General features: G+C 49.6%; 25 protein-coding genes. 15 read left to right on the plus strand and 10 right to left on the minus strand.

Features of this window, described 5'->3' with window-relative positions:
* Positions 1–241: 241 nt before the first annotated feature.
* The gene (locus tag NC980_RS09645; RefSeq protein ID WP_190379142.1) at positions 242–820 is read left to right on the plus strand and encodes a Uma2 family endonuclease; all 579 of its coding nucleotides are present in this window, start codon (positions 242–244) and stop codon (positions 818–820) included.
* A gap of 5 nt (positions 821–825) precedes the next feature.
* Here NC980_RS09645 and NC980_RS09650 read toward each other — a convergent pair whose 3' ends face one another.
* Positions 826–1338 (minus strand): hypothetical protein, encoded by a 513-nt coding sequence (locus tag NC980_RS09650; RefSeq protein WP_190378953.1) that lies wholly within the window; start codon positions 1336–1338, stop codon positions 826–828.
* A 190-nt stretch (positions 1339–1528) separates the two neighbouring features.
* On the opposite strand from NC980_RS09650, the gene NC980_RS09655 reads away from it, so the two are divergent.
* The 5 genes from NC980_RS09655 to NC980_RS09675 all read left to right on the plus strand — a co-directional run bounded on the left by NC980_RS09655 (position 1529) and on the right by NC980_RS09675 (position 4911).
* The gene (locus tag NC980_RS09655; RefSeq protein WP_190378954.1) at positions 1529–1813 is read left to right on the plus strand and encodes a response regulator transcription factor; all 285 of its coding nucleotides are present in this window, start codon (positions 1529–1531) and stop codon (positions 1811–1813) included.
* On the plus strand, positions 1810–2079 hold the full coding sequence (locus NC980_RS09660; protein ID WP_190378955.1) for a hypothetical protein: 270 nt from the start codon (positions 1810–1812) through the stop codon (positions 2077–2079). Before NC980_RS09655 ends, NC980_RS09660 begins: the two co-directional genes overlap by 4 nt.
* A gap of 30 nt (positions 2080–2109) precedes the next feature.
* Positions 2110–2796 (plus strand): phosphatidate cytidylyltransferase, encoded by a 687-nt coding sequence (locus NC980_RS09665; protein WP_190378956.1) that lies wholly within the window; start codon positions 2110–2112, stop codon positions 2794–2796.
* Positions 2797–2944: 148 nt separating this feature from the next.
* Positions 2945–3547 carry a DUF3038 domain-containing protein gene (locus tag NC980_RS09670; protein WP_190378957.1) on the plus strand — a complete coding sequence of 201 codons (603 nt, stop codon included), beginning with the start codon at positions 2945–2947 and terminating at the stop codon, positions 3545–3547.
* Positions 3502–4911: a DUF4335 domain-containing protein gene (locus NC980_RS09675; protein WP_190378958.1), complete on the plus strand. Its 1410-nt coding sequence runs from the start codon at positions 3502–3504 to the stop codon at positions 4909–4911. The genes NC980_RS09670 and NC980_RS09675 overlap by 46 nt, the downstream gene beginning before the upstream one ends.
* Before the next feature lie 51 nt (positions 4912–4962).
* Here the strand turns inward: NC980_RS09675 and NC980_RS09680 are convergent, their stop codons facing one another.
* Complete coding sequence (locus tag NC980_RS09680; RefSeq protein ID WP_190378959.1) at positions 4963–6804, minus strand: serine/threonine-protein kinase; 1842 nt, start codon at positions 6802–6804, stop codon at positions 4963–4965.
* A gap of 580 nt (positions 6805–7384) precedes the next feature.
* Between NC980_RS09680 and NC980_RS09685 the strand changes: the two genes are divergently transcribed.
* Genes NC980_RS09685 through NC980_RS09695 form a run of 3 tightly spaced genes read left to right on the plus strand, consistent with a single transcriptional unit; the run spans position 7385 to position 8489 of the window.
* Complete coding sequence (locus NC980_RS09685) at positions 7385–7594, plus strand: DUF2997 domain-containing protein (RefSeq protein WP_190378960.1); 210 nt, start codon at positions 7385–7387, stop codon at positions 7592–7594.
* 41 nt (positions 7595–7635) lie between these two features.
* Positions 7636–8022 carry a DUF1257 domain-containing protein gene (locus NC980_RS09690; RefSeq protein WP_190378961.1) on the plus strand — a complete coding sequence of 129 codons (387 nt, stop codon included), beginning with the start codon at positions 7636–7638 and terminating at the stop codon, positions 8020–8022.
* Entirely contained in the window at positions 8022–8489 is a 468-nt protein-coding gene (locus tag NC980_RS09695) for a ferredoxin (RefSeq protein ID WP_190378962.1), read from the plus strand. Before NC980_RS09690 ends, NC980_RS09695 begins: the two co-directional genes overlap by 1 nt.
* A gap of 44 nt (positions 8490–8533) precedes the next feature.
* Here NC980_RS09695 and NC980_RS09700 read toward each other — a convergent pair whose 3' ends face one another.
* The 4 genes from NC980_RS09700 to NC980_RS09715 all read right to left on the minus strand — a co-directional run bounded on the left by NC980_RS09700 (position 8534) and on the right by NC980_RS09715 (position 13653).
* Complete coding sequence (locus NC980_RS09700; protein ID WP_190379143.1) at positions 8534–9112, minus strand: hypothetical protein; 579 nt, start codon at positions 9110–9112, stop codon at positions 8534–8536.
* 95 nt (positions 9113–9207) lie between these two features.
* A complete protein-coding gene (locus NC980_RS09705) occupies positions 9208–10431 on the minus strand; it encodes a type II secretion system F family protein (RefSeq protein WP_190378963.1) in 1224 nt (407 codons plus the stop codon).
* 43 nt (positions 10432–10474) lie between these two features.
* On the minus strand, positions 10475–11587 hold the full coding sequence (locus NC980_RS09710) for a type IV pilus twitching motility protein PilT (RefSeq protein WP_190378964.1): 1113 nt from the start codon (positions 11585–11587) through the stop codon (positions 10475–10477).
* Positions 11588–11652: 65 nt separating this feature from the next.
* Positions 11653–13653: a GspE/PulE family protein gene (locus tag NC980_RS09715; RefSeq protein WP_190378965.1), complete on the minus strand. Its 2001-nt coding sequence runs from the start codon at positions 13651–13653 to the stop codon at positions 11653–11655.
* 212 nt (positions 13654–13865) lie between these two features.
* On the opposite strand from NC980_RS09715, the gene grpE reads away from it, so the two are divergent.
* The 5 genes from grpE to rsgA all read left to right on the plus strand — a co-directional run bounded on the left by grpE (position 13866) and on the right by rsgA (position 19276).
* The gene (gene grpE, locus NC980_RS09720) at positions 13866–14540 is read left to right on the plus strand and encodes a nucleotide exchange factor GrpE (protein ID WP_190378966.1); all 675 of its coding nucleotides are present in this window, start codon (positions 13866–13868) and stop codon (positions 14538–14540) included.
* A 176-nt stretch (positions 14541–14716) separates the two neighbouring features.
* Positions 14717–16690, plus strand: coding sequence for a molecular chaperone DnaK (gene dnaK / locus NC980_RS09725; protein WP_190378967.1), 1974 nt, complete (start codon positions 14717–14719; stop codon positions 16688–16690).
* Positions 16691–16776: 86 nt separating this feature from the next.
* Positions 16777–17910, plus strand: a complete 1134-nt coding sequence (gene dnaJ, locus NC980_RS09730) for a molecular chaperone DnaJ (protein WP_190378968.1) — start codon at positions 16777–16779, stop codon at positions 17908–17910.
* Positions 17907–18146 (plus strand): sulfurtransferase TusA family protein, encoded by a 240-nt coding sequence (locus tag NC980_RS09735; RefSeq protein ID WP_190378969.1) that lies wholly within the window; start codon positions 17907–17909, stop codon positions 18144–18146. The genes dnaJ and NC980_RS09735 overlap by 4 nt, the downstream gene beginning before the upstream one ends.
* A gap of 17 nt (positions 18147–18163) precedes the next feature.
* The gene (gene rsgA / locus NC980_RS09740) at positions 18164–19276 is read left to right on the plus strand and encodes a small ribosomal subunit biogenesis GTPase RsgA (protein ID WP_190378970.1); all 1113 of its coding nucleotides are present in this window, start codon (positions 18164–18166) and stop codon (positions 19274–19276) included.
* On the opposite strand, the gene NC980_RS09745 is transcribed toward rsgA, so the two are convergent.
* The 4 genes from NC980_RS09745 to NC980_RS09760 form a co-directional block, all read right to left on the minus strand.
* On the minus strand, positions 19273–20502 hold the full coding sequence (locus tag NC980_RS09745) for a DUF445 family protein (protein WP_190378971.1): 1230 nt from the start codon (positions 20500–20502) through the stop codon (positions 19273–19275). The genes rsgA and NC980_RS09745 overlap by 4 nt on opposite strands.
* Positions 20503–20541: 39 nt before the next feature.
* A complete protein-coding gene (ubiE, locus tag NC980_RS09750; protein WP_190378972.1) occupies positions 20542–21234 on the minus strand; it encodes a bifunctional demethylmenaquinone methyltransferase/2-methoxy-6-polyprenyl-1,4-benzoquinol methylase UbiE in 693 nt (230 codons plus the stop codon).
* A 124-nt stretch (positions 21235–21358) separates the two neighbouring features.
* Positions 21359–22276 carry a response regulator gene (locus NC980_RS09755; protein WP_190379144.1) on the minus strand — a complete coding sequence of 306 codons (918 nt, stop codon included), beginning with the start codon at positions 22274–22276 and terminating at the stop codon, positions 21359–21361.
* A 135-nt stretch (positions 22277–22411) separates the two neighbouring features.
* On the minus strand, positions 22412–23191 hold the full coding sequence (locus tag NC980_RS09760; RefSeq protein WP_190378973.1) for a hypothetical protein: 780 nt from the start codon (positions 23189–23191) through the stop codon (positions 22412–22414).
* A gap of 333 nt (positions 23192–23524) precedes the next feature.
* Here NC980_RS09760 and NC980_RS09765 point away from each other — a divergent pair, with 333 nt between their 5' ends.
* Positions 23525–24343, plus strand: coding sequence for an HpsJ family protein (locus NC980_RS09765; protein ID WP_199298718.1), 819 nt, complete (start codon positions 23525–23527; stop codon positions 24341–24343).
* Positions 24344–24353: the final 10 nt, after the last annotated feature.

A 24353-nucleotide genomic window follows, 5' to 3' on the forward strand; every position in this document is an offset into this window, starting at 1 on the left:
CAATTGCTTTGTCAACATTCTCGGCGGCTTGATTGCCTACTGCCATCAACCGAAGAAACCGTCCATTGCGCTCGACCACAATCTGCTGCTCCCGGCTTAACCCGAACTCAGGTTAGTTATGATCACGGCGCAAGTCGCACCTACTGATCCAAATACGGAGAAAACCATTGGTTTCGATGTTGTAATTTTTCAACTTTTGCTTTCTTGCTACGCTACAGATATCGATTTAGCGAGGCAACGCATGACTGCCTTAGTGATTAATCTGCGTCCGACGATCGAACTCACCGACGACGAGTTCCTTAATTTCTGCCAGCAAAATCCAGAACTCAGAATTGAAAGCACAGCAACCGGAGCGCTAGTGGTTATGCCACCGACCGGAGGAGGTTCTGGAAAACGTAATGCTGAGTTAACGACTGATGTAACCCTGTGGAATCGACAGACAGAATTAGAAGTCGTCTTTGATTCTTCAACCGTCTTTAAGTTACCGAATGGAGCAAGGCGATCGCCCGATGTTGCCTGGATAGCGAACGATCGCTGGAATGCGCTCACTCCCGAAGACCAAGAACGATTTCCGCCGATCGCCCCCAACTTTGTCATTGAACTGCGATCGCGGACTGACGACCTCGAAGACCTCGAAGCCAAAATGCAAGAATATATGGAAAACGGGGTGCATCTCGGCTGGCTAATCGATCCAATTACTCAACAAATCAAGATCGATTGTCAAGAGCAACCCGTAGAAACGTTGCAAAGTCCCGACATCCTCTCAGGTGAAACCGTTCTACCAGAATTTGTTCTCGATCTCAGCCGCATTTTTCGCTGAATCACTTAGGATGAAAACCGCTCTAACCAGCGTCGAATCCTAACTTTACCCGCAACATAAAATGGCAGTTGATAGTGTTCTGCCAACAGCCAAGAGACAAATCCGAAATGACAAGCAAACGTTAATGTGATCCAAAACCTCGGAAACCAAGCACCAGAACTGCCATCAAGCGGTACAAAAACTTGTGACGGCAACCAAATCAAACTCGGTGGCAGCACCACTAATGCCAGTCCCACCAGCCAAATCACGATCGACAAATCCACATCAGTTTGATTCGCCGCCTGCCACTTGCGCCCATTCCACCGCCACGTCATCGGCTGCGAACTATCCTCCACATGAACCGTCTGCTCGTTCAAGTTCGCCGTGAAAATATGACGACAGAAATTACAGGCAAACGCATCCATCAGCGTTAATCCTTCCACCTGTCCATGACGACAAATCGGGCAGGGGTAAGCTTCTTGATAATTCAATGTCCGTCGATCGAGCGACACAGTTGGAACCGACTTCGGATGCTGCATGATTCGCCCTAACAAATTTGATTTGAACTAACGCCTCTCTTAGTCTATCGATTTTCTCAAAACCAATGCTGATCCCCCAACATCCCTTCAACTTCAAATCATTGCCGCCTCAGATCTCATTTGCGAATTGAGCATTTCCACCTAGAATGGAGTTAGAGATCAGTACATATACACAGCCTAGGATATCGTTATGTCAGACGGTGAATCTCAAGCACAAGCGCCGCTCTCGGAACGCGAGTTGCAGGTTATTGAATTAGTAGCCGCTGGCTTAACCAACCAAGACATCGCGGAAAAACTAGAAATCAGCAAGCGAACGGTTGATAACCATATCAGCAATATCCTGACCAAAACTGAAACCGAAAACCGCGTCGCCCTCGTTAGATGGGCGCTCCAATGGGGCAAGGTTTGCCTTGATGAAGTGAATTGCTGTACCCTGCCTCCTTACAATGCAAATGGAAACGGAAAATCGCTGTGAGTTATTCAGTTCAAAATCCAACCCTACCTCTGGCAGTCTACCGCGAAGTTGCAGCCCACCTCACTCAAGTCGATGGCGTTCAAACTCGCCTCACTCCCCAGGCTTCCCAGCAATTTGAATACACGCTGAGCCAAATTGGCAGCCTGGAAATCGAATTTTCTGATCCCAACAACTCGCAAGTGCGAAACCAAGTGGAGAAAATTTTGGCGCATTATAGCGATCGCTATGGCGCATGGACGATCCTTTCTGACAGCCAAACCCGATAAAGTGAAAACATCGGGTTAGATGGAAAATTTGTGGATTCTAGCTGGACTCATTCTCTATTTGGGCAAGTTGCGATCGTCCTCCTCTGGCTTTCGCTAGTCGGCGTGTGTGCCGAAATTGCCAATCGATCGACCAACAGTAACGAACTGGTTCGCAAGGTGATTCACATCGGCACAGGCAACGTCATTCTGATTGCCTGGTGGCTGAATACTCCGCTCTGGCTGGGTGTGGGAGCCTCAATCGTCTTTAGCGCGATCACGCTGCTCTCCTATTACGTCCCAATCCTGCCCAATATCAACAGCATTGGACGAAAAAGCTTCGGGACGTTCTTCTATGCGGTCAGTATTGGCGTTTTAGTCGCATGGTTCTGGACGATCGCTCAGCCACAATTTGCCGCGATCGGAATTCTTGTAATGACCTGGGGAGACGGATTCGCCGCATTGATTGGACAGCGCTTCGGCAGGCATTCCTATCACCTTTGGGATATGAAAAAAAGCTGGGAAGGATCTGGCGCAATGGCAGTCATTAGCGCGTCCGTTTGTGCCTTAATTTTGCTAGGAACGATCGGTAATCTCTGGCAAATCTGGCTGATTGCGCTAATCGTAGGATTGAGTGCAGCCGCATTAGAAGCATTCTCGAAATTTGGCATTGATAACTTAACGGTGCCGATTTCGAGTGCAGCGATCGCGTTTTTCCTGACTCAGAACCTACTCGGTTGAAACTCTATCTATTGGCAGAACTTTTCTCGTCCCTTGCCTGATTTGTGATTGAATTTAGGCGAGGAAACAAATTGAAATTGAACGCAGTCGCTGTTTCAAGACCTGTAACCATCTGCCCATTCTCAAGGGTGTTCCTTAAGCTGAATTTATGACCTCGATTGTGCAGCCCACCGCCTCTCCCTCCAACTGGGAAAATCATCACCTTTCCGCCCAGCCCAATCCCGACCAGTTAGACAACATCAAAGCTCAACTGGATCTGATTTTGCTGGCGATCGAAGCGATCGCCAATCTCTCCTCAGAAGCCATGCTACAAGCGGCAACTGAATTGAATCTCGAATCGATGATTAGCGATCGTGTTTCACTCTGGCGGCTGAGGCAATCGAGTCCCTTGCGGAAAGGACAAGGCGGACGCAAAAAACTGGATGTCGATGAAGCAAGGGCACTGACGCTGATTATCTGTCACCTCGCAAAACAGCAGAATGAACTGATTCGTCGTGCTGTGGCTCTGCTCGAACAACTCACCGAGCAAAATCGCGAACCCCATCAAGCGGCGCTCTTGGGCAATTACCTGGATACCTTCCAAAACACCTACCAAGAGCGCATGGAACAGGGCGATACCGTTTCCACGGAGATCCTCACCCAGCTTGCTCTAAAATTGCTGATCGATTTGCTCTTTTATGGCAGTCCGCAGGGCGTTCGACGGCTTTGGCTAACCTTGCTCGATCGCTCACTGCCCGCCTCTCCGAACTGACGTGCTTAACTGTTGAACCCATGCCCTCACCTAACTCTGTGATTCGCCGTTACACTCCACCCACCTGCACCTTAGAAATTGCCGCGAAAGACTCACCGCTTTCCCGCTGGATGGGACAATCGGTGCTAAAAAATCTTCGCTTTAAACTCAGCTTTGACGATCCACGAGTCAGCGAGGATCAATGGGCTACCGTTCGAGGCGATCGTGTCCAGCTCGAAGCCCTCAGCGATGCCGTCAGCCACTACGTTCAAAACTTCCTCAGTCAGTCCAGTCGTTTCAGCCAGCATTCCACAACGACTGTTGCAGAACCCGCTCCCGATTTAATCGCTCAGTCCCAGCAAAATTCTGCGGGAATCTATCTGCAACCCAAGGGCTTAATCTCCCACCAGCTTTATCTCGGCACTCTCGCTAACGATGCTTCGGGCGCAATGCTGCAACTGAGCGCAGTGCAACTCGCAGATCTCGCAGCGGCTCTCGACGAATATTCTGCAGATGTCACAGCTTTACCAACCTTGGAAAAACCTCGTTGGCTCAACGCGACACCTGCCTGGGGCACGATCGCAGCCGGATTAATTGTTGCAATCGGTATTACCGCCTCGATCGCGCGCGTCTTCGAGCCATCTGCCCCAACTCAAATCGCCACCAGTCAAGGGGCCAGCAGCAACGATCAGCGGCTCCCGGTTCAACCTTTGCCGAGTCCGACCGCACCCAACACGATCGCAACCCTGCCAACTGCTCCACCTCCGCTCACTTCCCTTCCTCCCGGTACAGCCGTGCCGACTCCTGGTACCGCTCCGACAACGCCAACTCAGCCTGCTCAAGCTCCAAGGCTTAAAGTCTCTCAAGAACCCGTGGTGACTGCTCCCCCCCCTCAGCTTGAGATTCCCGTGCGAGATGTGCCAGTTGCGGCGATTCCCGACCAGACTAAAGCACCCGCGACTCAGCCAAATGCAGCGGCTCGATCGGCGAATTCCGACACGGCTCCCGTTCCGCCAGCTACCGGAGATGTCCAGATTGCCGGTCGCAGCGCTTCTTCACCTGCTGCTGCTAGTCTTCAAGCTCCCCCCTCTCTTGCAGCAGGAACAGCCATTCCACAAGTTGCCGAAGTGAAAACATTCTTCCAGAAGAACTGGAACCCTCCCCAAGGCATGACCGAGGATGTCGAATATCGCCTCACTATTAAGCCTGATGGCACGATCGATAGAATTGAGCCGCTGGGTGAAGCTGCGGGTCGCTTTCTTGACTCTGCATTTCCGGTTACTGGTCAGGCGTTCGTCTCGCCGATTAAAGGGGGTGGCTCACCTACAATCCGGTTACGCCTCACTCCAAAGGGTGTCGTTCAAACTTTCCTGGAAGCACAGTAGAAAAAGGGCGATCGTGCAGTACGATCGCCCTCACCGCGCTAGGTTAATGCCTTAATAAATCTCGAATGCTAGAGCAAAGGATTGCTTGCGCTTTGAGGTGACTTCAACCGTGTATTCTCCATCCATCGGCAATCGCCCCTGCCAGTGGTGCGCCTCTGCTGAACGGCTCTCAACTCGCTGTCCTGTCGGAGCCAGCACAGCCACAGAAACATCGCCCTTGAGTGAACGAACTGTCATAATCTGACGACCAGATGCCTTGAGCAAGTATCGTTGTCCTTGTTTTGGTTGAACTTCCCCGGTGACAGTGGTTTGATTCTGGCCCCTAGGAAACTGGATATGCTGAATCTTCGAGTCTACAAACTGAGAAGCGGGTGGAATTGCCACATCTATCGAATATGCTCCGGTTCCAGTCACTTCGATCGTATATTGACCCGTTTTTGGTAGCTGACCCATCCAACTACGGGTCTGGTTCGATGATTTATTGATCGGCTGTCCGTTTTGCTGAAGCAAGTTCATAAGGACACCCGTTCCCTCGATCGTCACCGCCATAAACTGTCCTTGAGACGCTTCGAGGGTATAAGACTCAGAATTTCGCTCGTCTAGATTTCCCACTACTACTGCCGAAATGGCACCCGGCGCAAACTGAATCTGCTGGGGCTGACCATTACTGGTGATTCCAGATTTGCTGCGAAATGGCGCATCGGTTTTAATCTGCTGGGTGCTGGGGAGTGGCTCAGTGACTCTAAATAAATGCAACCCGATTCCTCCTGAGATGATCAAGCTAGAGACGATCGCGCTCGGCACTGCCCAGCGGTTCATCCTTGCCAATCTTCTGTTTGAATGCTTAGCGGTTCCAGGCTTCGGCTTGTCCGCTATTCCACGACCTAACTGAGTTGTCATCAGCAGAGAAGTTTTTCTCGTCGCAGTAGATTGCTTCCGACTCAGATCCCGCGCTGCGGGTGCGATTTCTCGATCGATTGATTGAGGAGGTTCCAGGTTTGGATTGAGCAGCGTTGTTTTCACTGTGGCTTGGATCAACGGCTGCACGTCTGCTAAGGCTGCTTGAGCAGATTGATAGCGATCATTTGGGTGTAGAGCCAGCATTTTCTGAAGTGCGTTAGCGAGTGGGTCACTCAGTTGCGTGTAGGGCTGCCATCGCCAGGTTAAAGTTTGGCTATCGAGCAGTGCTTGCGGCTCTCGTCCAGTTAACAGTACCAAGCAAGTTGCACCTAGCGCATACAAATCGCTATGCGGAAAGACATTTCCGGTTTGCAGTTGCTCCGGTGGAGCATAGCCAATCTTACCCACGCGAGTCATCGTCGAAATGATCGGCCAATGGCTTGCTGCTTCCTTTACAGCTCCAAAATCTATCAAGACAGGCAGCCCTTGAGGCGGGATAGCCTCGGCTGGAATCACGCGCTCCGGCAGTTTCAGAATGATATTTTCCGGCGAAATATCTCGGTGGATGATGCCGCGATCGTGTAAATAAGCCAGAACAGGCAATAAATGACTCAATAAGTAAAGAATCTCAGCCTCAGAGAACGTCTGTTGTTGCGATCGACGCGCTTGTAGCAGGCTGCGGTAAGTTTGCCCCTGGATGTAAGACTGTACAAGGAAGAGCCGTTGGTCGCTCTCAAACGCTGCCCAAAACTGTGGAATCTGCGGATGCTGAATTTGATAAAGGGTACTCGCTTCCCGCTGAAACAGCGCTTTTGCTTTCTCTACCAGGGTGTCATCCCGATACGGAACCGTGAACTCCTTGATGACGCACAATTCATTGAAGCGTTCCTGATCGGCCGCGAGATAAGTCCGCCCAAATCCTCCTTGACCGAGAACTTGCTTGATCAAATACCGCTGCCGTAACAGGGTTCCTGGCGTGATAGAGGGCACCATGTTGGTTACAGAGTTCTAGAAACAGGACAAAGCGTGACTCACTGTAACAATATTTACACATAGTTCATGAATTCCCCCGTAGGGCAAGACCCCTCACTTGCTACTTTTGAAATCCGGCGATACTCCTCATTCAATTCGCTCAGGCTGAGCAGCATCTGGGGATCAGCCTATTGATAGAAGTCTGCGAGAATTAAACAAATGCATACTTCTGTAAAGCGTCTCGTGAGTTTACCTCGCAATTCTGTTGGATCAAGAGGTTATTGCGCCCTCGCTCCAGTCTTCGTCAAGCTGGAAGGGGATGCGGACTTCGGTTTTCTCTTCTGCTTCTTCGCGAAGAAACATTGAGAGCAATCCGGCCTTTATAACTTGTACAGAGTTGCGATGTCTTGACTCTGATTTGAAGTTAAGCGAAACTGACAATTAATTAGAAGCTACTTCTATTAACTGCAAAGTTCTGTAACGTTTTAAAGTGAAATAGCTAAGCTTTTAAAAACAGGTAAATTTCGATAAATCCCATTGAAATTTATCTCTGAAGTGAGGTCGCTGTTTTGCTGGATATTTCTTACCTTGGGCAAGCCACATGGAAACCTTAGAGTTCATTATTTATCCAGATGGTCGAGTGCAGGAAAAAGTGACCGGAATTGTGGGAACCTCCTGCGAGGAAGTCACAACCGCGATCGAAGCGCAATTGGGTCGAGTGATGGCTCAAGAGCGCACCTCTGAATACTTTGCCCAGACGGTCAAACCCTCCGAAACCATTAAGACCCAAGCAACCTACAGCGATTGGTAAGTTTGTTTAAACCCCTTGCAATTTGAATCATAACTACTGCCATGTCACACTTTAGCCAAATTAAAACACAAATCCGTAATTTGACTTCTTTGCAGTCTGCCCTGTCTGATCTGGGCATGGACTGGAAATCTGGCCCCCGCGATGTCCGAGGTTATCGCGGTCAGACTCAAGCTGCGGAAGTCGTCATCGAGCAGGATAACGGCTACGATGTTGGATTTGCCTGGAACGGTCACGAGTATGAATTGGTTGCCGACCTGCAATTCTGGAACCTCGATCATTCAGTTGATCGTTTCTTAAGCAAGGTGACGCAGCGTTACGCGTATCACACGATTGTCAATGAAAGTGCTCAGAAAGGCTTCCAGTTGTCTGAGCAACAAAAGAATGAAGATGGTTCGATTCGTCTCGTCCTACAACGCTGGAGTGCGTAATGCCTGACTCCTTTCAACTGCCCCAAGAGGAGCATTTCTCTTCTGACCTTGCTCCTGAACGTTCAGGTCTAGAGCCTGAGCTGGGTGGATTCCTGCGGGAAGCGGAGGGACGATCGGGCCTAGAGCCTGAGTTGGGGGGAGTTTTTCGACAGCGCGGAGTTTACGTTGATGAGATTACTTGCATTGGCTGTAAGCACTGCGCTCACGTTGCGCGAAACACGTTCTACATCGAGCCAGATTATGGTCGATCGCGGGTCATTCGACAAGATGGCGATTCTGAAGAATTGATTCAAGAAGCGATTGACACTTGCCCAGTTGATTGTATTCACTGGGTGAACTATAGCGAGTTGAAGCAGCTAGAGGAAGAGCGCAAGTATCAGGTGATTCCGATTGCCGGATTTCCGGTTGATCACGCGATGATCGCTGTGAATCATCGCAAGCAGAAGTCGAAGCGCAAGCCAAATTAGATCGAGCAACTGGAAAGCTTCAAGTGGTTTATCACTTGGAGCTTTTATGCTTCAGCTTGGTTAGAGAGTGTTGTTTCCAGCGCTTCAGCGGAGTTCTCTGGAGCTGCTTGAACTGCAAACGGTAAGTGTGCTCCAGTTAGACCCCGCTTAATCCGCTCAGCAGTTTGCTCGAATACAACGAAAAGCGGATAAACTTTCTCTGCGCCATCGTTAAGAAAGTGCTGATATCGCGGGGGCATTACCCATTCGTATTCTCTGCCCAAGGCTAGCTGTGTGCGTCGCCATCGACCGAGTAGATCTGAGAAGTCTTCATCAGGTCGGTGGATAAACACGAAGATTTCTTTACCCGTTTTAATCTTCCACTCTGGATCACACATGAGAATTGCCAACTCACAGGGTAGGAGCTGGGATTCGGCGGCTGTGATGTTGGTCGCATCGATCGCGTGGACGGTCTGACGGATTCGCACGATCGGCAATGGAATTGTAATGACGCTCTCTTCGGCACGACGCATACTAGGAATCATTTCAAGATAACTACGATGGCACTTTAAAAGCTCGATCGCTTCGAGCGAATGGCTATAGGTAGCAAGTAGTTCCTCGTACTGGGCTTTTTGAACGGAAATTTCCATAGCATTCAATCCAGAGAACAAAGGTCAGATGCTAGCAGTCTCAGCGCCAACCACCTGACCCAAATCACCATGAAGAGCGCGATCGTGGTCTAACCCAGCTTGTCGAAAATCGCGAACATTGGTAAGTACATCGCAACTAGAATACTTCCAACCATGCCGCCAAGAAATAGAATCATAATTGGTTCCATAATGCTCGTCAGGGCTTTGACGGCTTGTTCTACTTCATCCTCATAAAAATCAGCCACTTTCATCAGCATCTTGTCAATTTCTCCAGTTTCTTCTCCAATGCTGATCATCTGAATTGCCATTGCTGGAAAGACTTGCTCTTTTTGGAGCGCGATGCTGATCATGCCGCCTGTTTGAATTTCTTTGCGGGCTTCGTCGATCGCGTTTGCCACAATCTGATTGCCTGATGTGTCTCGCACGATTTCTAAGCAAGTGAGGATCGGAACCCCTGAGCGCGTTAAGGCACCGAAGGTGCGGCAGAATCTTGCGGTTGCCGTTTTTTGGATCAAATCCCCAAACAATGGCATTTTTAGAAAGAAGCGATCCATCGTCTCTCGTCCAACCCGCGTTTTGTAGTATTGCTTATAGGCAAAAACGATGAGCGGAATAATGATTAAGAGACTAAAGGCGGCAGGACTCGTCAGAAATGCACTGATGTCCAGCATTAACTGCGTGAAGGCGGGCAAGTCGCCTCCAAGCTGCTTGAAAATGCCTGCAAAAATTGGGATGAGAAAGATCGTCATTCCTAGAAAGATCGCTGTTGCGAGAAAGCCAACGACAACCGGATAACTCATCGCGGATTTAATTTGGTTCTGCAATCGAGCAACATCTTCAAGCAGCTTGGCAAGCCGGTTAAGCACTTCATCGAGCACCCCACCTGTTTCTCCGGCTTGCACCATACTGACGTACAAGCCATCAAAGCATTGAGGATGTTTCCGCATCGCGTCGGATAAGTTCACCCCCTGCTGAACATCGCTGCTAATCTCCATTAGTGCTTTTTTTAGCTTGGGATTTGTGCATTGATCCGCTAGTACGCCTAGCCCCCGAACCAGGGCAACCCCTGCATTAACGAGGGCAGCAAATTGGCGGGAGAAAACCGCTCGATCTTTGACCGAAACAGAGACCAGTGAAGTTTGGAAATTTTCAAAACTTTTATTGATGTCAAAGCTCTCATTTTGCTTTAGTTCTTGCACAAACAGTCCTTGTTCGCGCAGTGCCGATCGTGCTTCGCTGAGAGAATCAGCAACGATTTTTTCTTTTTTGGCGTTTCCTTTGGCATCTCGGACGCGGGCAACGTAGATTGGCATAGGATTTCAGTAGGAATGGTGGGAACGGAGTGCGAAAGTGAGACTAGCGCTTGAGTGCGGCTCCGGCGGCAGCGCCGTTTGGTGTTCCGCCGATGAGGCGTTGAAGTTCGTCTGGGCGCGAGGTTTTAGAGGCAGCCGCTTCAAAGGTGATCAGTCCTGCTTTGTATTGATCAGCAAGGACTTTTTCCAGGGTCTGCATTCCCAGCTTTCCGCCCGTTTGAATCGCAGAGTAGATTTGCGCGGTTTTACCCTCGCGAATCAAGTTTGCGATCGCAGGAGTTACGATCATGATTTCTTGCGCCATCACTCGTCCGTATTCACCGGGTTTTGGATTTTTCTTGGGAACCAGCGTTTGACTGAAGACGGCAACCAGCGAGTTAGAAAGCTGGACTCGGACTTGAGTTTGACGCTCGGAGGGGAAGACATCGATCATCCGGTCAACAGTTTGAGCTGCAGAACTGGTATGCAGCGTTCCAAACACTAAGTGACCTGTTTCAGCCGCAGAAATCGCCAGCGAAATGGTTTCTAAGTCCCGCATTTCACCCACCAGAATGATGTCTGGATCTTCACGCAGCGCGGCTTTGAGGGCATTGGCAAAGCTCTTCGTGTCTTCACCGAGTTGACGCTGGTGAACCAGACTTTTGATCGGTTCGTACACGAATTCGATCGGGTCTTCGATCGTGAGGATGTGTTCAGCGCGGGTGCGATTGATCAAATCAATCATCGCTGCCAGTGTGGTTGTTTTTCCTGATCCAGTCGGGCCTGTCACCAGAATCAATCCTCTTGGCTTTTCGGACATTTCCCGCACGACATCTGGCAGATTCAGCTTCTCAAAGTTCGGAATTTTGGAACTGAGTGCTCGTAAACAAGCGGCATAGGTTCCGCGGTCTTTGTAAACATTGACCCGGAATCGTGCCAGTCCACGAACGCCATAAGAGCAGTCAAGCTCCCAGTTTTGCTCTAAGTTCTTACGCTGTGTGTTGTTCAGCATACTGAAGATCAGCCGTTGACACTCTTCGGCGTTGAGAACCTGATCGCTGATCGGCTGAAGATGACCACTGATGCGGAAATAGGGCGGCAGTCCAGCCGTCAGGTGCAGGTCTGAACCGCCCATTTCGATCAGTTGTTCCATCAAGTCTTCGATCATTAATTCCATTTGATTTGCTCCTGATTGCTAGATTGAGAAAATTGAAAATTAGTTCACTCTGGAGGACAGCTAGATCAATCCTGAAAGCGGGGAGTCGTGCAGTAACGGCAATCGAGCCAGTCTTGCTGTAGCTCTGCACCACAAGTCCGGCAGGTAAGTGAACTTTTGCGCTTCGCTTTGAGTTCTGCTTCTAGCCCTGTGTCAGTGAAAGTGACACGCTCGACTTCTTCGAGGGTGCAAAGTCCCTGGCGCACAAGTTCTAAGCTGTAGGCAAGCAGGGTTTGCATTCCTTCTTCGACTGCGACTTCTTTGATGCGCTCGGTCGGTGCGCCCTCAGTGATTAGGGTTTGTAAACTCTCGGTTACGCGCATGACTTCGTAAACACCGCACCGCCCTTTGTAGCCCACCCCGTTACACTTTTGACAGAGCTGACTCCCTACCTTTGCGTCTTGAATTTCTTGTGCTGTTAGTGTGTTCGCTTTATACAAGGTCAACTGAGCATCTCGCGCACCGGTTAAGCCAAATCGCGCCAGTTCTGCTTGAGTGGGAGTGTAAGGAATGCGGCATTCATCACAGACCTTTCGCACGAGCCGCTGAGCGACAACGCCGATCAGTGCACCAGAAACCATGAATGGTTCAACGCCCATTTCATCCAGTCGAGCGATCGCACCTGCCGCATCATTGGTGTGCAGGGTCGTCAAAACCAAGTGGCCCGTTAACGCGGCTTCGATCGCGGTTTTTGCGGTTTCTTTATCTCGTGTTTCACCCACCAGAATCACATCGGGATCTTGTCGGAGAAAGGCCCTCAAGATTGCGGCGAAGTCCATGCCTTTTTCGCGGATCACTTGAACCTGGGTGATGCCGGGAAGCGAATATTCGATCGGATCTTCTGCTGTACTAATATTGACTCCTGGATCATTTCGCTCTGCCAGGGCTGAGTAGAGCGTCGTCGTTTTTCCTGACCCAGTTGGACCTGTCACCAGGATCAATCCAAACGGTCGCCGCACCATTTCTTGAACCGTATGGAGCGAGGTTTCGTCGGTAATCAGCTTGTCCAAGCCAAGCTGAGTGGCGGAGTTATCGAGAATCCGAAGCACCACTTTTTCGCCGTATCGACTGGGGAGCGTGTTCACCCGGAAATCTACCTTGCGTCCATCAAAAATTCGGCGAATCCGACCGTCTTGGGGCTGGCGACGCTCGGCAATATCGAGTTGAGCAATAATCTTGAAGCGGGCGATCACAGCCGGAATGATCTTCTTCGGGAATGGCTCAAACGCTTCTCGCAAGACACCGTCCTTGCGAAACCGAATGCGGAGGGATTCTTCTTGTGGCTCGACGTGAATGTCAGACACCGCCATTTGCAGGGCTTTGATCAAGATCTTGTTCACCAGCGCAATGATCGGAGCCGCCTCTGCATCTGCTGATGCATCGAGATCCATTTCGGCGCTGTCGTCTTCTTTCAGTTCTGCCAGTCCTTCTAAGCCTTCAAGGTCAGAGCGAACATCGACCCTAGATTGCGCTTCGAGCTGCTTTTCCTGTTCAAGCCGGGCATCCATGTAGCCTGACATCAGGCGCTGGTAATCGTCGATCGTAATCACCAATCGCTGAAGCCCCAATCCCTTTGGACGCAGAATTCGATTCAGCTCATCTTGAGCGGCGAGGTTGTCTGGATCAACCATTGCTACCAAGAGCGACGGGGGATTGCCCTCGTTTTGAGAAAGCGGGATGAGATTGTAGCGGCGGCAGAGTTCGACCGGGATTAAGTCGCCGATCAAGCTGCCGATTTGAGTTGCGGAAACTTGATTTAACTCAGGATCTAGCGATTCAACTCCGTAGAGAATCTTCAACTCAAACAGTTGCTGCTTTTTATATTGACGAATCAGATCGGGCGACAACTGCTGTCCGGTCATCGCCTCTAGAACTGCGGTAAGCGGTCTACCTGACTTGCGGCACTCGATCAGTGCCTGCTGCATCTGCTCGTTATTGACATAGCCAGATTGAATCAGTTTGTTACCAAACGGCGAAAAGTTGTTTTGGACAACAAGAGCACGCCGGGCAGAAGAAGAATTTGTCATAACGGATGAACGAAGATCACCATATTGAGAATGCCCAAAATGTTTTTTGAAGAACGCATGAAGCCGATCGCTTCATTTCGGAGCGAGATTAAATCCAGAGCAGTGCGATATGATGCTTAACGGTTATAAGCGGCGCGGCATCCAGCATCCCATTCGCTAGGATGAGAGAGGCTTGCTTAAGCCAGCGTTCTATACAGGGGAATTAGCGCACAATGATCGACGAACAAAATCAGCAGCAGCAGCCCGATGAAGTTCAAGCACCCGTCAGTGAATCTTCTGATCCTCTATCTGAGCCAGCGAGCGACGCTGTGGAAACCAACTCTGGTGTAGAAGGTTCTACTGACCAAGACACGACGGATTATGAAGCGGCGTTTATGGAGCTACGATCGAACTATGCCGCTAAAGAACGAGAAATCGAAGGATTGAAAAAGCAGGCGGAAGAACTGAACAATCAGTACATGAGAATCGCCGCAGACTTCGAGAACTTCCGTCGTCGCACTCAGAGAGAGCGAGAAGAGCTAGAAACGCAAATTAAATGCAATACGGTGAAAGAGTTGCTGCCTGTGGTGGACAACTTTGAGCGTGCTCGATCGCAGATCAAGCCCCAGACCGAAAGCGAGTCGAATATCCACAAGAGCTATCAGGGTGTTTACAAGGATATGGTCGATCGCCTAAAGAAAGTCGGAGTAGCACCGATGCGGGCAGAAGGTAAGGAGTTCGATCCAAACCTGCACGAAGCAGTGATGCGCCAACCGACGAGCGAACATCCTGAAGGAACGGTCGTAGAAGAGCTAATGCGCGGCTATACGCTCGATGACAAAGTATTGCGTCATGCGATGGTGAAAGTTGCCGCACCGCCCGAAGACGAATCTACTAGCCAAAGTTAGCGACCTGTGAAAGTACGACGATCGACAAGCGCGGCTTGTCTGTGAACGCAACGTTAAGAAAATTCTGAAACAGGGAAACCTTTGTAAAGTTAGTTCAGCTTTGTCCGTAGCTACGGAAAACTAACTAGGAACCTTGCGTTCTGCGTTCACCTCGCGTACTTTCGGCAGCGCTAGATATGGGAAAAGTCATCGGCATCGACTTAGGAACAACGAATAGTTGTGTAGCTGTGTTAGAAGGCGGGCAGCCCGTCGTCATCACGAATTCTGAAGGCGGAAGAACCACGCCAAGCATGGTGGGATTCGGTAAAACGGGCGGTGCCCAAGGGCACAGCGAAGCTGTCCGTCTAGTCGGTCAACTAGCAAAACGGCAGGCTGTCACCAACGCTGAAAACACGGTATTTAGTATTAAGCGCTTCATCGGACGGCGATGGGACGATACACAGATTGAGCGATCGCGAGTCCCCTACAACTGCGCGAAGGGCAAAGACGAGACCGTGGATGTGCAAATTCGCGGTCGCCATTACACCTCGCAGGAAATTAGCGCCATGATCCTGCAAAAACTCAAGCAGGATGCGGAGAATTACTTAGGCGAATCAGTGACACAGGCGGTGATTACGGTTCCTGCTTACTTTAGCGATGCTCAGCGTCAGGCGACAAAAGACGCAGGCACGATCGCTGGACTCGAAGTGTTGCGAATCATCAATGAACCGACTGCGGCAGCTCTAGCTTATGGAATGGATAAGCAAGATCAAGATCAGTGCGTTTTAGTCTTTGACTTAGGCGGCGGCACCTTTGATGTCTCGATCTTGCAGCTTGGGGATGGCGTATTTGAAGTAAAAGCCACATCGGGCAACAATCATCTGGGCGGTGATGACTTTGATGCTTGTATTGTAGATTGGCTAAACGAGGTGTTTCAGCAGCAGGAAGGCATTAACCTGACTGAAGACAAAATGGCGCTTCAACGGCTAAGAGAAGCGGCCGAGAAAGCAAAAATCGAGCTTTCCGGGACGCTCAGCACTTCGATCAATTTGCCGTTTATCACCGCAGACGAAACAGGACCGAAACACCTGGAAATCGAGTTGACTCGCGCCAAATTTGAGGAGCTGTCAAGCCGATTAATTCAAGCCACGATCGATCCAATGGAGCAGGCGTTAAAAGATGCGAGCTTGTCTACGGCAGATATCGATCGCATTTTGTTAGTGGGTGGCTCGACGCGCATTCCTGCCGTTCAAGAAGCGCTGAAGAAGTTTTTTAACGGCAAAACCGCCGATCGCTCTGTGAACCCTGATGAAGCGGTAGCGCTGGGAGCCGCAATTCAGGCGGGAGTTTTAGGCGGTGAAGTCAAAGACCTGCTGCTGCTTGATGTCACACCTTTGTCTTTGGGAATTGAAACGTTAGGGGAAGTGTTTACCCGCGTGATCGATCGCAACACCACGATTCCCAGCAGCAAAACTCAAGTCTTCTCAACTGCAACCGATGGACAGACCTCGGTTGAAATTCATGTCCTGCAAGGGGAGCGGGCAATGGCAAGAGATAACAAGAGTCTGGGCAAATTTCAACTGACTGGAATTCCGCCCGCACCCAGAGGTGTGCCTCAAATTGAGGTGGCATTTGAAATCGATGCCAACGGAATTCTGAAAGTTTCGGCCCGCGACAAAGGGACAGGACGCGCCCAAAGTGTGGAAATCTCAAACACAGGCGGCTTGAGCAATGCTGAAATTGAGCGCATGCGGCAAGAATCCGAATTCTTTGCTGAAGAAGATAATCGTCGAAAGCACCTCGTAGAACTGAAGAACCAAGCAGACAACTTATTCCACAGCTATGAAACGACGCTGAGAGAAAGCGGCGCATTCATTAACGATCGTCTGAAAGTGCAGGCAAACGAGAAAATTGTGGGGCTGAAAAGCGCGATCGCTGATCCAAAGGTTAGTATCGATGAAGTGAAGACGCATCTCGACGGGTTGCAGCAACTGTTGTATACCATTGGTTCATCAGTTTATGAAAGTGCTCAACCTTCCGAAAATTCTGCCTTTGAAATGCGCACCACTTCTGGTATGAATTTTGAAGATGAAACGGTTGCAGCAGATATGAGCCGATTCAGCTTTGAGACAGATGCGACCGTCACTGCGGATTACGAGACAGTCGATTAGTTGAGCGTGTAGGGTAGTAATATAGGGAGTCTAGACCGTTGCCCTACGCCTCTTTTTAGCCCTCTTACCCCCTGAATCTCTACCCTATGGCTCGTGATTACTACGAAATTCTTGGCGTTTCCCGTGATGCGGACAAGGAAGAAGTCAAGCAAGCCTTCCGTCGTCTCGCTCGAAAATATCACCCGGATGTTAACAAAGAGCCTGGTGCAGAAGAGCGCTTCAAAGAAATCAACCGCGCCTATGAGGTGATTTCTGATCCAGAGATGCGGGCGCGGTACGATCGCTTTGGTGAAGCGGGTATTGGTTCTGCCGCCGGTGCAGGGGGCTACCAAGATTTCGGCGATATGGGTGGCATTGCTGATATCTTTGAAAGCTTTTTTAGTGGATTTGCGGGTGGGGCACCTGGGGGTCAAACCCGACGGCGAGGTGGCCCAGTCCGAGGCGATGATCTGCGGCTAGATTTAAGGCTAGATTTTCGCGAAGCCGTGTTTGGCGGTGAAAAGGAAATTCGGATCAGCCATCTGGAAACCTGTACGAACTGTAGTGGCAGTGGTGCGAAGCCAGGAACTCGCCCTAAGACTTGCTCAACTTGTTCGGGTGCGGGTCAGGTTCGTCGTGCAACTCGGACTCCGTTTGGCAGTTTTACTCAAGTTTCCGTTTGTCCAACCTGTAACGGTACTGGGCAGATGATCGAGGAGAAATGCGAAGTTTGTAGCGGCAATGGACAGCGACAGGAAACGAAAAAGCTCAAAATCACCATTCCAGCAGGTGTCGATAATGGCACTCGATTGAGAGTGTCAGGTGAGGGTGATGCGGGGCAGCGCAGCGGGCCTGCGGGCGATTTGTATGTCTATCTCTTCATCAACGAGGACGCTGATTTTCGTCGTGATGGAATTAATGTTCTGTCAGATGTCAAAATTAGTTATCTACAGGCAATTCTGGGTTCTCGGATCGAAGTCAAGACGGTTGATGGTGAAGAGGAGTTAACGATTCCTGTGGGGACTCAGCCGGGAACGGTTTTGACGCTAGAGAACAAGGGCGTACCGAAACTTGGGAATCCGGTGAGCCGTGGGGATCATTTGATCACGGTATCGGTGGATATTCCAACGCGAATTAGTCCAGAAGAGCGAGAGCTGCTGGAAAAACTGGCAAAAATTAGGGGCGATCGCGTCGGAAAAGGCGGTGTTGAAGGCTTTATCGGGAAGATTTTTGGCGGATGAGTCAACCAGCAGAAACCTCAAATGTGCAGATGGATTTACGCGGGACACCTTGCCCGATCAATTTCGTTCGCACCAAGCTACGGCTAGAGCAGATGACTCCGGGTTCGCTGTTGGAAGTTTGGCTCGACCCGGGAGAACCGATCGAGCAGGTACCAGACAGCCTGACGATGGAAGGCTACAAGATTGAGAGTATCGAGGATCGATCGAGCTTTTTTGCTGTCAAAATTCGTCGTTAATCTTCCGTTGAGATCTTATGAGTTTTGAAGACTTCAGCAAGATTTTGGAAGGTGATCAGCCGCGCCAAATCACAGGTACGGTTTTAGCAGTGCAAGCGAATTTCTATCAGGTGCGACTTCAGGAGGAGACGCTACCCAAATTAATGTTGCTTTGTACTCGACGAACCCGGCTAAAGAAGATCGGGCAGCGTGTCATGGTGGGCGATCGCGTTCTCATTGAGGAGCCAGACTGGAACGGAGCGCGCGGCGCAATCTCGCAGGTGTTTCCGAGGCGATCAGAATTGGATCGTCCGCCGATCGCCAACGTCGATCAAATTTTGCTTGTATTTGCGCTTGCCTCTCCGACGATCGAGCCTTATCAACTGAGTCGATTTTTAGTTAAAGCCGAGTCAACTGGAGTAGCGGTTTGCTTGGCGTTAAGTAAGAGTGATTTAGTGTCGATCGACGAGCAGGAATGCTGGAAAGCTCGACTAGGCGAATGGGGCTATCAGCCGATTTTTATCAGTGTTCATCAACAACTTGGCTTAATTGAGTTAAAGCAACGTTTAAACCAGAAAATTACCGTTGCCTCTGGTCCTTCTGGTGTTGGCAAATCTAGCTTAATCAACCAGATTATTCCTAATATTGATTTGCGGGTGAGTGCGGTTTCTGGAAAGTTAGAAAAAGGGCGGCATACGACGCGCCACGTTGAGTTATTTGAGCTTCCAACAGGCGGATTACTTGCAGATACCCCAGGATTTAATCAGCCAGATTTGTGCTGTTTGCCCCAAGAATTAGTGCAGTATTTTCCAGAAGCGCGTCGAAGACTAGCAGAGGGAAGCTGTCAGTTTAGTAATTGCTTACATCGAGACGAGCCTGGCTGTACTGTGCGAGGAGAGTGGGAGCGGTATGAGCATTACTTGAATTTTCTGGAAGACGCGATCGTATATGAAACTCAATTGAATCAGCAATCTGATCCCGATGAGGTTCTAAAGCTCAAAACAACGGGCAAAGGGACAGAATATGAGCCGCGCTTAGAACTGAAAAAATACCGGCGCGAATCTCGTAGAAATCGACAGCAATCTCTCCGTAAGCTCGACATTGATCAGTTGATGAAAAGCGAGGAAAACGAGAATTTAGATGACTCTTAGCGGAGTAAGAGTGAGGCGGATTGCAGCGCCCCGATCAGCAATCCCAAAACTCCACCAAGATTCACGATCGCCTGCAATTCACTCCGAACAATCCCGTTGATTGCGGCTTCTAAATCGGCTGGAGAAGTTGCTTTGACTCGATCGACAATGACTTGATCAATATTCAAAATTGGAATGGCTTGAGCAACAATATTTTCTAAATCTTTTTCTAGATAACGCTCCAGAATTAACGCTAGTTCTTCGCTCACAAGTTCCAAAGAAGAATTGACCGCTTCTGAACTTTGTAATCGGTTTAACACTACCGACGCAACATTCTCCCAATCGACCGATTCACTCAGTCCTTGCAGGACTTCCGAGCCTCGATCTTGCAAATAATGTCGGGTGCTATCTCGCATTGTTTTACGAAGTTGCCTAACGGTAGAAACAGGTAGATTTTGGAGTGAGATATTTTGCAGCCATTCCTTAAAGCGCTGTTTCACACCGAGTGAAAACATTAGCTCAGACAAAACAGAATTGCTGGCTTCTTTCTCATCTAAACAAAATGTTCTCAGTCGAGTGAGAGTATTCCGAATGCCGAATAAATTTGCAACAACCCAATAAGTACCACTTGTTTTTTCTCGGAAGCCTTCATCGATCACCTGGATATTACGATCGGTGAGAAAATCTACCAAAGTTTGACGCAAAACATCCGGCGGAATTACCATTTGAATCAGCCATTCCGAGAGCTTTTCTGCTTGGTCTTCGGTAAGCTGAAACTCCAGAATAACTTGGTCGAAAATATGATTTAACTGGTCTTCAAGAAATTCTTCTTGACGCGCTAAAACTCTCAGCAATCGCGGCAAAGACTGACCAAATAGGTCTCTCAAAATATTGCCTAAAATCTTTGCTGTTTTTTGCCCTTTGCTTTCCTGAACTTGCTCGATCGCGAGTTGTAATAGCCAAAGAATTGCTGCCTGAACTCGCTCCGTCTGTAAAAGTCGTCGCGCCAAATTCTGCAATTCTTCAGGAGTCAATAATGACCCCATAATTGTGTCAGAAATTCGCTTTGCTAAGCGCTCCTGATTGCGAGGAATGAGTCCGGGCGTAAACGGAAGTCGCTGTTTGCCGAGGTAAAGCGCTCGATACGGGCGAAACAGCATCTTAATCGCAATATCGTTGGTGAAGTAGCCAATGACTCCACCAACCACAGGAGGGCCTAGAAAAAGCCAGAGCGTCGAGAGATCCACAGGGACTAAGAAGTAATGAGGGGTAAACAGGCGATCGCCTTATTTTGTAATCACCAATACTCCCATCGTACCGCCCGCGATCGGATAATGGGTAGCACTGGTAAAACCCGCTTGATTTGCTAAGCCAACCTGCTCTCTGCCTGTCGGAAATTTGTCGAGACTGGGTGAAATATAGGCGTATTCCTCAGTAAAGCCGAAGCGCTGAGCAGCCGGAACCACCACTTCGTCGAGATACCACTGCTGAAACGCACGCACGAGATTGCTGTCTGGGCGGTGCATATCTAGAATTGCGGCTTTTGCTCCAGGTTTTAGCACTCGGTGAATCTCTTTGAGGCTGCCAAGAATATCCACGACGTTCCGCAAGCCGTATCCCATCGTCGCGCAATCAAAATGATTATCAGAAAACGGTAAATCTAGAACATCAGACTTGACCCAGTGAATGGGAGGTTTAATGCAGCGACGTTCACTACGATCGCGGGCAACTTCCAGTTGAGCGGCAGAAAAATCAACGCCGTACACCTGTCCGGTTCTACCGACAACTTCCGCTAACATCTGGGCAATATCGCCGCTACCACAGCATAAATCAAGGGCAATATTTCTGGGCTTGGCACCGCTCCACTTCACGGTCATACGCTTCCAGATGCGATGCTGTCCAAAGCTCAGACCGTTGTTAAGCTCGTCGTAGACTGGAGCGATACGATCGAACAACGCTTGAATATGATCAGAATTCATTTATGATGAGTGCTTCTCTAAAATTGTTCTGTTTAAAATTCTAAGTTTCGGGCGGTTCAATTGGGACGAGCAATTTTAGAGAAGTGGAACGAGCAATTTTAGAGAAGCGGCTCATCGGGCTAGATTAGGCAGCAACGGCACTCTTGATCGAACGAGTACAGGTTAACGCCAGAGCGACTTGCTGGGCTGAGAGATGCAGTAACAAAAGCTCATCTTCTCGCAGACTTTGCGGCTGTTTCCATTGCAGGGAGAGCACCGCGAGAACTTCGCCTCGGAGTGTGACTGGAACAACGAGATGAGCGCTGAAGGCAACATCGTTAGTTTCCGTGACAATTTGCATTTGCTGAGTTGCGATCGCGTCTTTCACCGCTTGCGATTGCACGAGATCGAAATCGCTGCTCATGCCATAAGTTCCCGCGATTGTTAGAGTACCATTTTCAACCAATTGGACAGTGCAGCGATCGGCAGCGAAGTTTTCACCAAAGGCAGTCGCGATCGGCTCTAGCGTGCTTTCCGAGGTGCTATGGCGCTGAGCGACAGCAACGATCGTGGACAACAAAGCGGTTTGAGACTGCGATCGGCGTAATTCTTCCGTACGCTGTTTGAGCAATTCGTAAGTTTCGGCTGCTCGTTGCACGACGGCTTTGAGTTCGTTTGGATCCCAAGGCTTTGTGATGTATTTGTAAACTTGTCCAGAGTTAATTGCCTCGACTAAGTCTTCAACATCGGTAAACCCAGTCAGAATAATCCGCATCGTATCGGGGAATTCGGGCACGGTGCGGCTGAGAAACTCTGTTCCCTTCATTTCGGGCATCCGCTGGTCCGAAATAATAACCGCAACCTCACCCTCTTGCGCTAAGACTTGCAGCGCATGAATGCCACTTTCTGCTTTCAGAACATTGAATTCGCGACGAAAGGTTCGGTAGAGCAAATCGAGGTTATCGGGTTCGTCATCGACGACGAGCATTTTCGTTTTCTTTGGTCGATCGAGCATCATGAATTGGCGGCTAATGGGTTCTAGTTCTGGAATGGTGTATTCCATGCGATCAGCACTCCTTCGCGTCACGGGAGACAGGGGTTTCAGTATCCCTAGTCTTGCCATTTTGTCTCAATTCGTAACAGCTACAGGCACGAATTCAGGTTGCGACGGACTCACATTCCAATTCGCTCGTTCGCTCTAAGCGGAAATTCTCAAGACAAATCCGCCGTTTGTCGTCACAATCAAATCTTCGCCCAGCGTTGCAATCCCTGATGGAATTTGATATTTCGCTTTTGCTAAATCCGCGATCGTTGTCACTTTTCCATTTGCGTCGACCTGGACGACTCGCCCAGAATTGGTTGTTGCAGTTAATTGACCGCGCCAAATCGTGACATCAAAAGGAATTCCAAACCCTTGCGCTTTGAGATCCACGATCGTGCTTGCTTTGCCTTTTTCGACTCGTACCAACTGCCCGTAAGATTGCGCCACGACGATCGATTGATCCTGTACCACTAGACCGAACGGATTGCCAAACAAAGTCAAATTGGCGATCAGGCTAATTTCTCCGGTTGGGCTGACCCGAATCAATTCACTCGCTGAATCAATCACATCGGTTGCCAACGTCACAATGTAATCACCCTGCTCCACTATTACCCCAAAGGGCGCACCATAAAATCCGCTCCGTCGCGTCAAATCTGCGATCGTTTCGACTTTGCCATCAGGTTGCACTCGCAATAAATAATGTTGAGGGAGATAGCCTGAAACCGTCACAATCAAATTTTCGCCTTGCTCGCTAATTCCGAATGGCACACCTAACTCAGCTTGCACTAAATTGACGATCGGGGCTTGTTTTCCATCTGGCGTAACTCTTAGCAATTGTCCATCTAACATCGGTACAATCACGTTACCTTTACTGACTGCCACACTTTGCAGCGTATAAATATTTAGCTTTTGAGCGATTACTGCAACTTCAGTCATCGGAGAGGTGGGAACAGAATGGATTAATCGACACCATAAAGCCAAAACCCTAGATGTTTCAAGTCAGAAAAGCTTGTGATTTCTTGACGCGGCAATGTTACCCTCTACTTGCGGTGCAACTCTCAGATTCTCATCGCTCTTTCGCGCAATTTTTCTTCGGTATTCCTGCGCTTGAATCGTGAGATAACCCATGTAAAATGACTGAGTTTCTAAGGCGACTTTATGCACTTTCCTTAGAAAAATGGCGCAGAGGTCTCAATTGCCCAGAGGGTTTGAGTGATTTGCGATGCCCTAGACAGATGCCCTAGACAACCGTTAGAACTGTAAAGCCCGATGAAAGCAACGAATTCTCTTCCTACCGCCCCCTTCATCCTCCGAATTGTTGGCATTATTTTGATTTTGTCAGCGCTGGTGGACTATATTTCTCTTCTAATTCCCCCGAATTTTTCGGACAAAGCCTGGTTTGCCAGTGTAGTGACGCAGTTTGTCGATCGCGGTATCATCCCGATGGTCGGACTCGGTTTCCTATCACTGAGCGCATTTCTTGAAGCGGGTTCTCTCGCTTTAGGCGATCGCGCCAAACCGTTTACGACGTTTCGCTTCTGGGCGCTTCTGCTCTCGCTTCTGCTGGGACTGGCGTTTCTGATCGCGTTCCCGCTGCATTTGAATAACACCCGTCAAGTTTCAGACCAAGCATTAGAGCGCATTGATCGAGAATCCAGAGATGCTGAAACCCAGCTCAATGCCCAAGTTCAGCAGCGACAAGACCAAATTAGTGCAGCTCTGCGCGATCCCAATCAGGCGAAGCAGTTGGATGACCAGCTAAGACAAATCGATGCTGCGATCGCAAGCGGTCAACTCAAAGGCGATCAATTAACTCAAGCACAACGCGCTCAGAAAGAACTGCAAGCGCTGAAAGCAAATCCGGGCTCGGTTGCCGATCGCGCTAAAGAATTTCGTAACCAGCAGCTAACTCAACTGCGCGAACGTCGCCAGCAAGCTGAGAGTCAGGCTAGAGGTGAATTTTGGAAAACCGGAGTTCGAGTTGGAATTAGTAGTCTCTTGCTGTCACTGGGCTATTTTCTCATTGGTTGGACAGGCTTGAAGGAGATGGGAGTTCTCGGTGGCAAGCGCAAGCCTGTGATGCGCTAAATTCAACCCC

The sequence above is a fragment of the Leptolyngbya sp. AS-A5 genome (assembly GCF_039962495.1).
GTDB lineage: Bacteria > Cyanobacteriota > Cyanobacteriia > Leptolyngbyales > Leptolyngbyaceae > Leptolyngbya.

What these genes read in the sequence shown, in the direction of transcription:
- NC980_RS09645 (WP_190379142.1), top strand. Translation starts at nt 242, where the DNA reads ATGACTGCCTTAGTGATTAATCTGCGTCCGACGATCGAACTCACCGAC.
- NC980_RS09650 (WP_190378953.1), bottom strand. Translation starts at nt 1,338, where the DNA reads ATGCAGCATCCGAAGTCGGTTCCAACTGTGTCGCTCGATCGACGGACA.
- NC980_RS09655 (WP_190378954.1), top strand. Translation starts at nt 1,529, where the DNA reads ATGTCAGACGGTGAATCTCAAGCACAAGCGCCGCTCTCGGAACGCGAG.
- NC980_RS09670 (WP_190378957.1), top strand. Translation starts at nt 2,945, where the DNA reads ATGACCTCGATTGTGCAGCCCACCGCCTCTCCCTCCAACTGGGAAAAT.
- NC980_RS09680 (WP_190378959.1), bottom strand. Translation starts at nt 6,804, where the DNA reads ATGGTGCCCTCTATCACGCCAGGAACCCTGTTACGGCAGCGGTATTTG.
- NC980_RS09685 (WP_190378960.1), top strand. Translation starts at nt 7,385, where the DNA reads ATGGAAACCTTAGAGTTCATTATTTATCCAGATGGTCGAGTGCAGGAA.
- NC980_RS09690 (WP_190378961.1), top strand. Translation starts at nt 7,636, where the DNA reads ATGTCACACTTTAGCCAAATTAAAACACAAATCCGTAATTTGACTTCT.
- NC980_RS09695 (WP_190378962.1), top strand. Translation starts at nt 8,022, where the DNA reads ATGCCTGACTCCTTTCAACTGCCCCAAGAGGAGCATTTCTCTTCTGAC.
- NC980_RS09705 (WP_190378963.1), bottom strand. Translation starts at nt 10,431, where the DNA reads ATGCCAATCTACGTTGCCCGCGTCCGAGATGCCAAAGGAAACGCCAAA.
- NC980_RS09710 (WP_190378964.1), bottom strand. Translation starts at nt 11,587, where the DNA reads ATGGAATTAATGATCGAAGACTTGATGGAACAACTGATCGAAATGGGC.
- NC980_RS09715 (WP_190378965.1), bottom strand. Translation starts at nt 13,653, where the DNA reads ATGACAAATTCTTCTTCTGCCCGGCGTGCTCTTGTTGTCCAAAACAAC.
- grpE (WP_190378966.1), top strand. Translation starts at nt 13,866, where the DNA reads ATGATCGACGAACAAAATCAGCAGCAGCAGCCCGATGAAGTTCAAGCA.
- dnaK (WP_190378967.1), top strand. Translation starts at nt 14,717, where the DNA reads ATGGGAAAAGTCATCGGCATCGACTTAGGAACAACGAATAGTTGTGTA.
- dnaJ (WP_190378968.1), top strand. Translation starts at nt 16,777, where the DNA reads ATGGCTCGTGATTACTACGAAATTCTTGGCGTTTCCCGTGATGCGGAC.
- NC980_RS09735 (WP_190378969.1), top strand. Translation starts at nt 17,907, where the DNA reads ATGAGTCAACCAGCAGAAACCTCAAATGTGCAGATGGATTTACGCGGG.
- rsgA (WP_190378970.1), top strand. Translation starts at nt 18,164, where the DNA reads ATGAGTTTTGAAGACTTCAGCAAGATTTTGGAAGGTGATCAGCCGCGC.
- ubiE (WP_190378972.1), bottom strand. Translation starts at nt 21,234, where the DNA reads ATGAATTCTGATCATATTCAAGCGTTGTTCGATCGTATCGCTCCAGTC.
- NC980_RS09755 (WP_190379144.1), bottom strand. Translation starts at nt 22,276, where the DNA reads ATGGAATACACCATTCCAGAACTAGAACCCATTAGCCGCCAATTCATG.
- NC980_RS09760 (WP_190378973.1), bottom strand. Translation starts at nt 23,191, where the DNA reads ATGACTGAAGTTGCAGTAATCGCTCAAAAGCTAAATATTTATACGCTG.
- NC980_RS09765 (WP_199298718.1), top strand. Translation starts at nt 23,525, where the DNA reads ATGAAAGCAACGAATTCTCTTCCTACCGCCCCCTTCATCCTCCGAATT.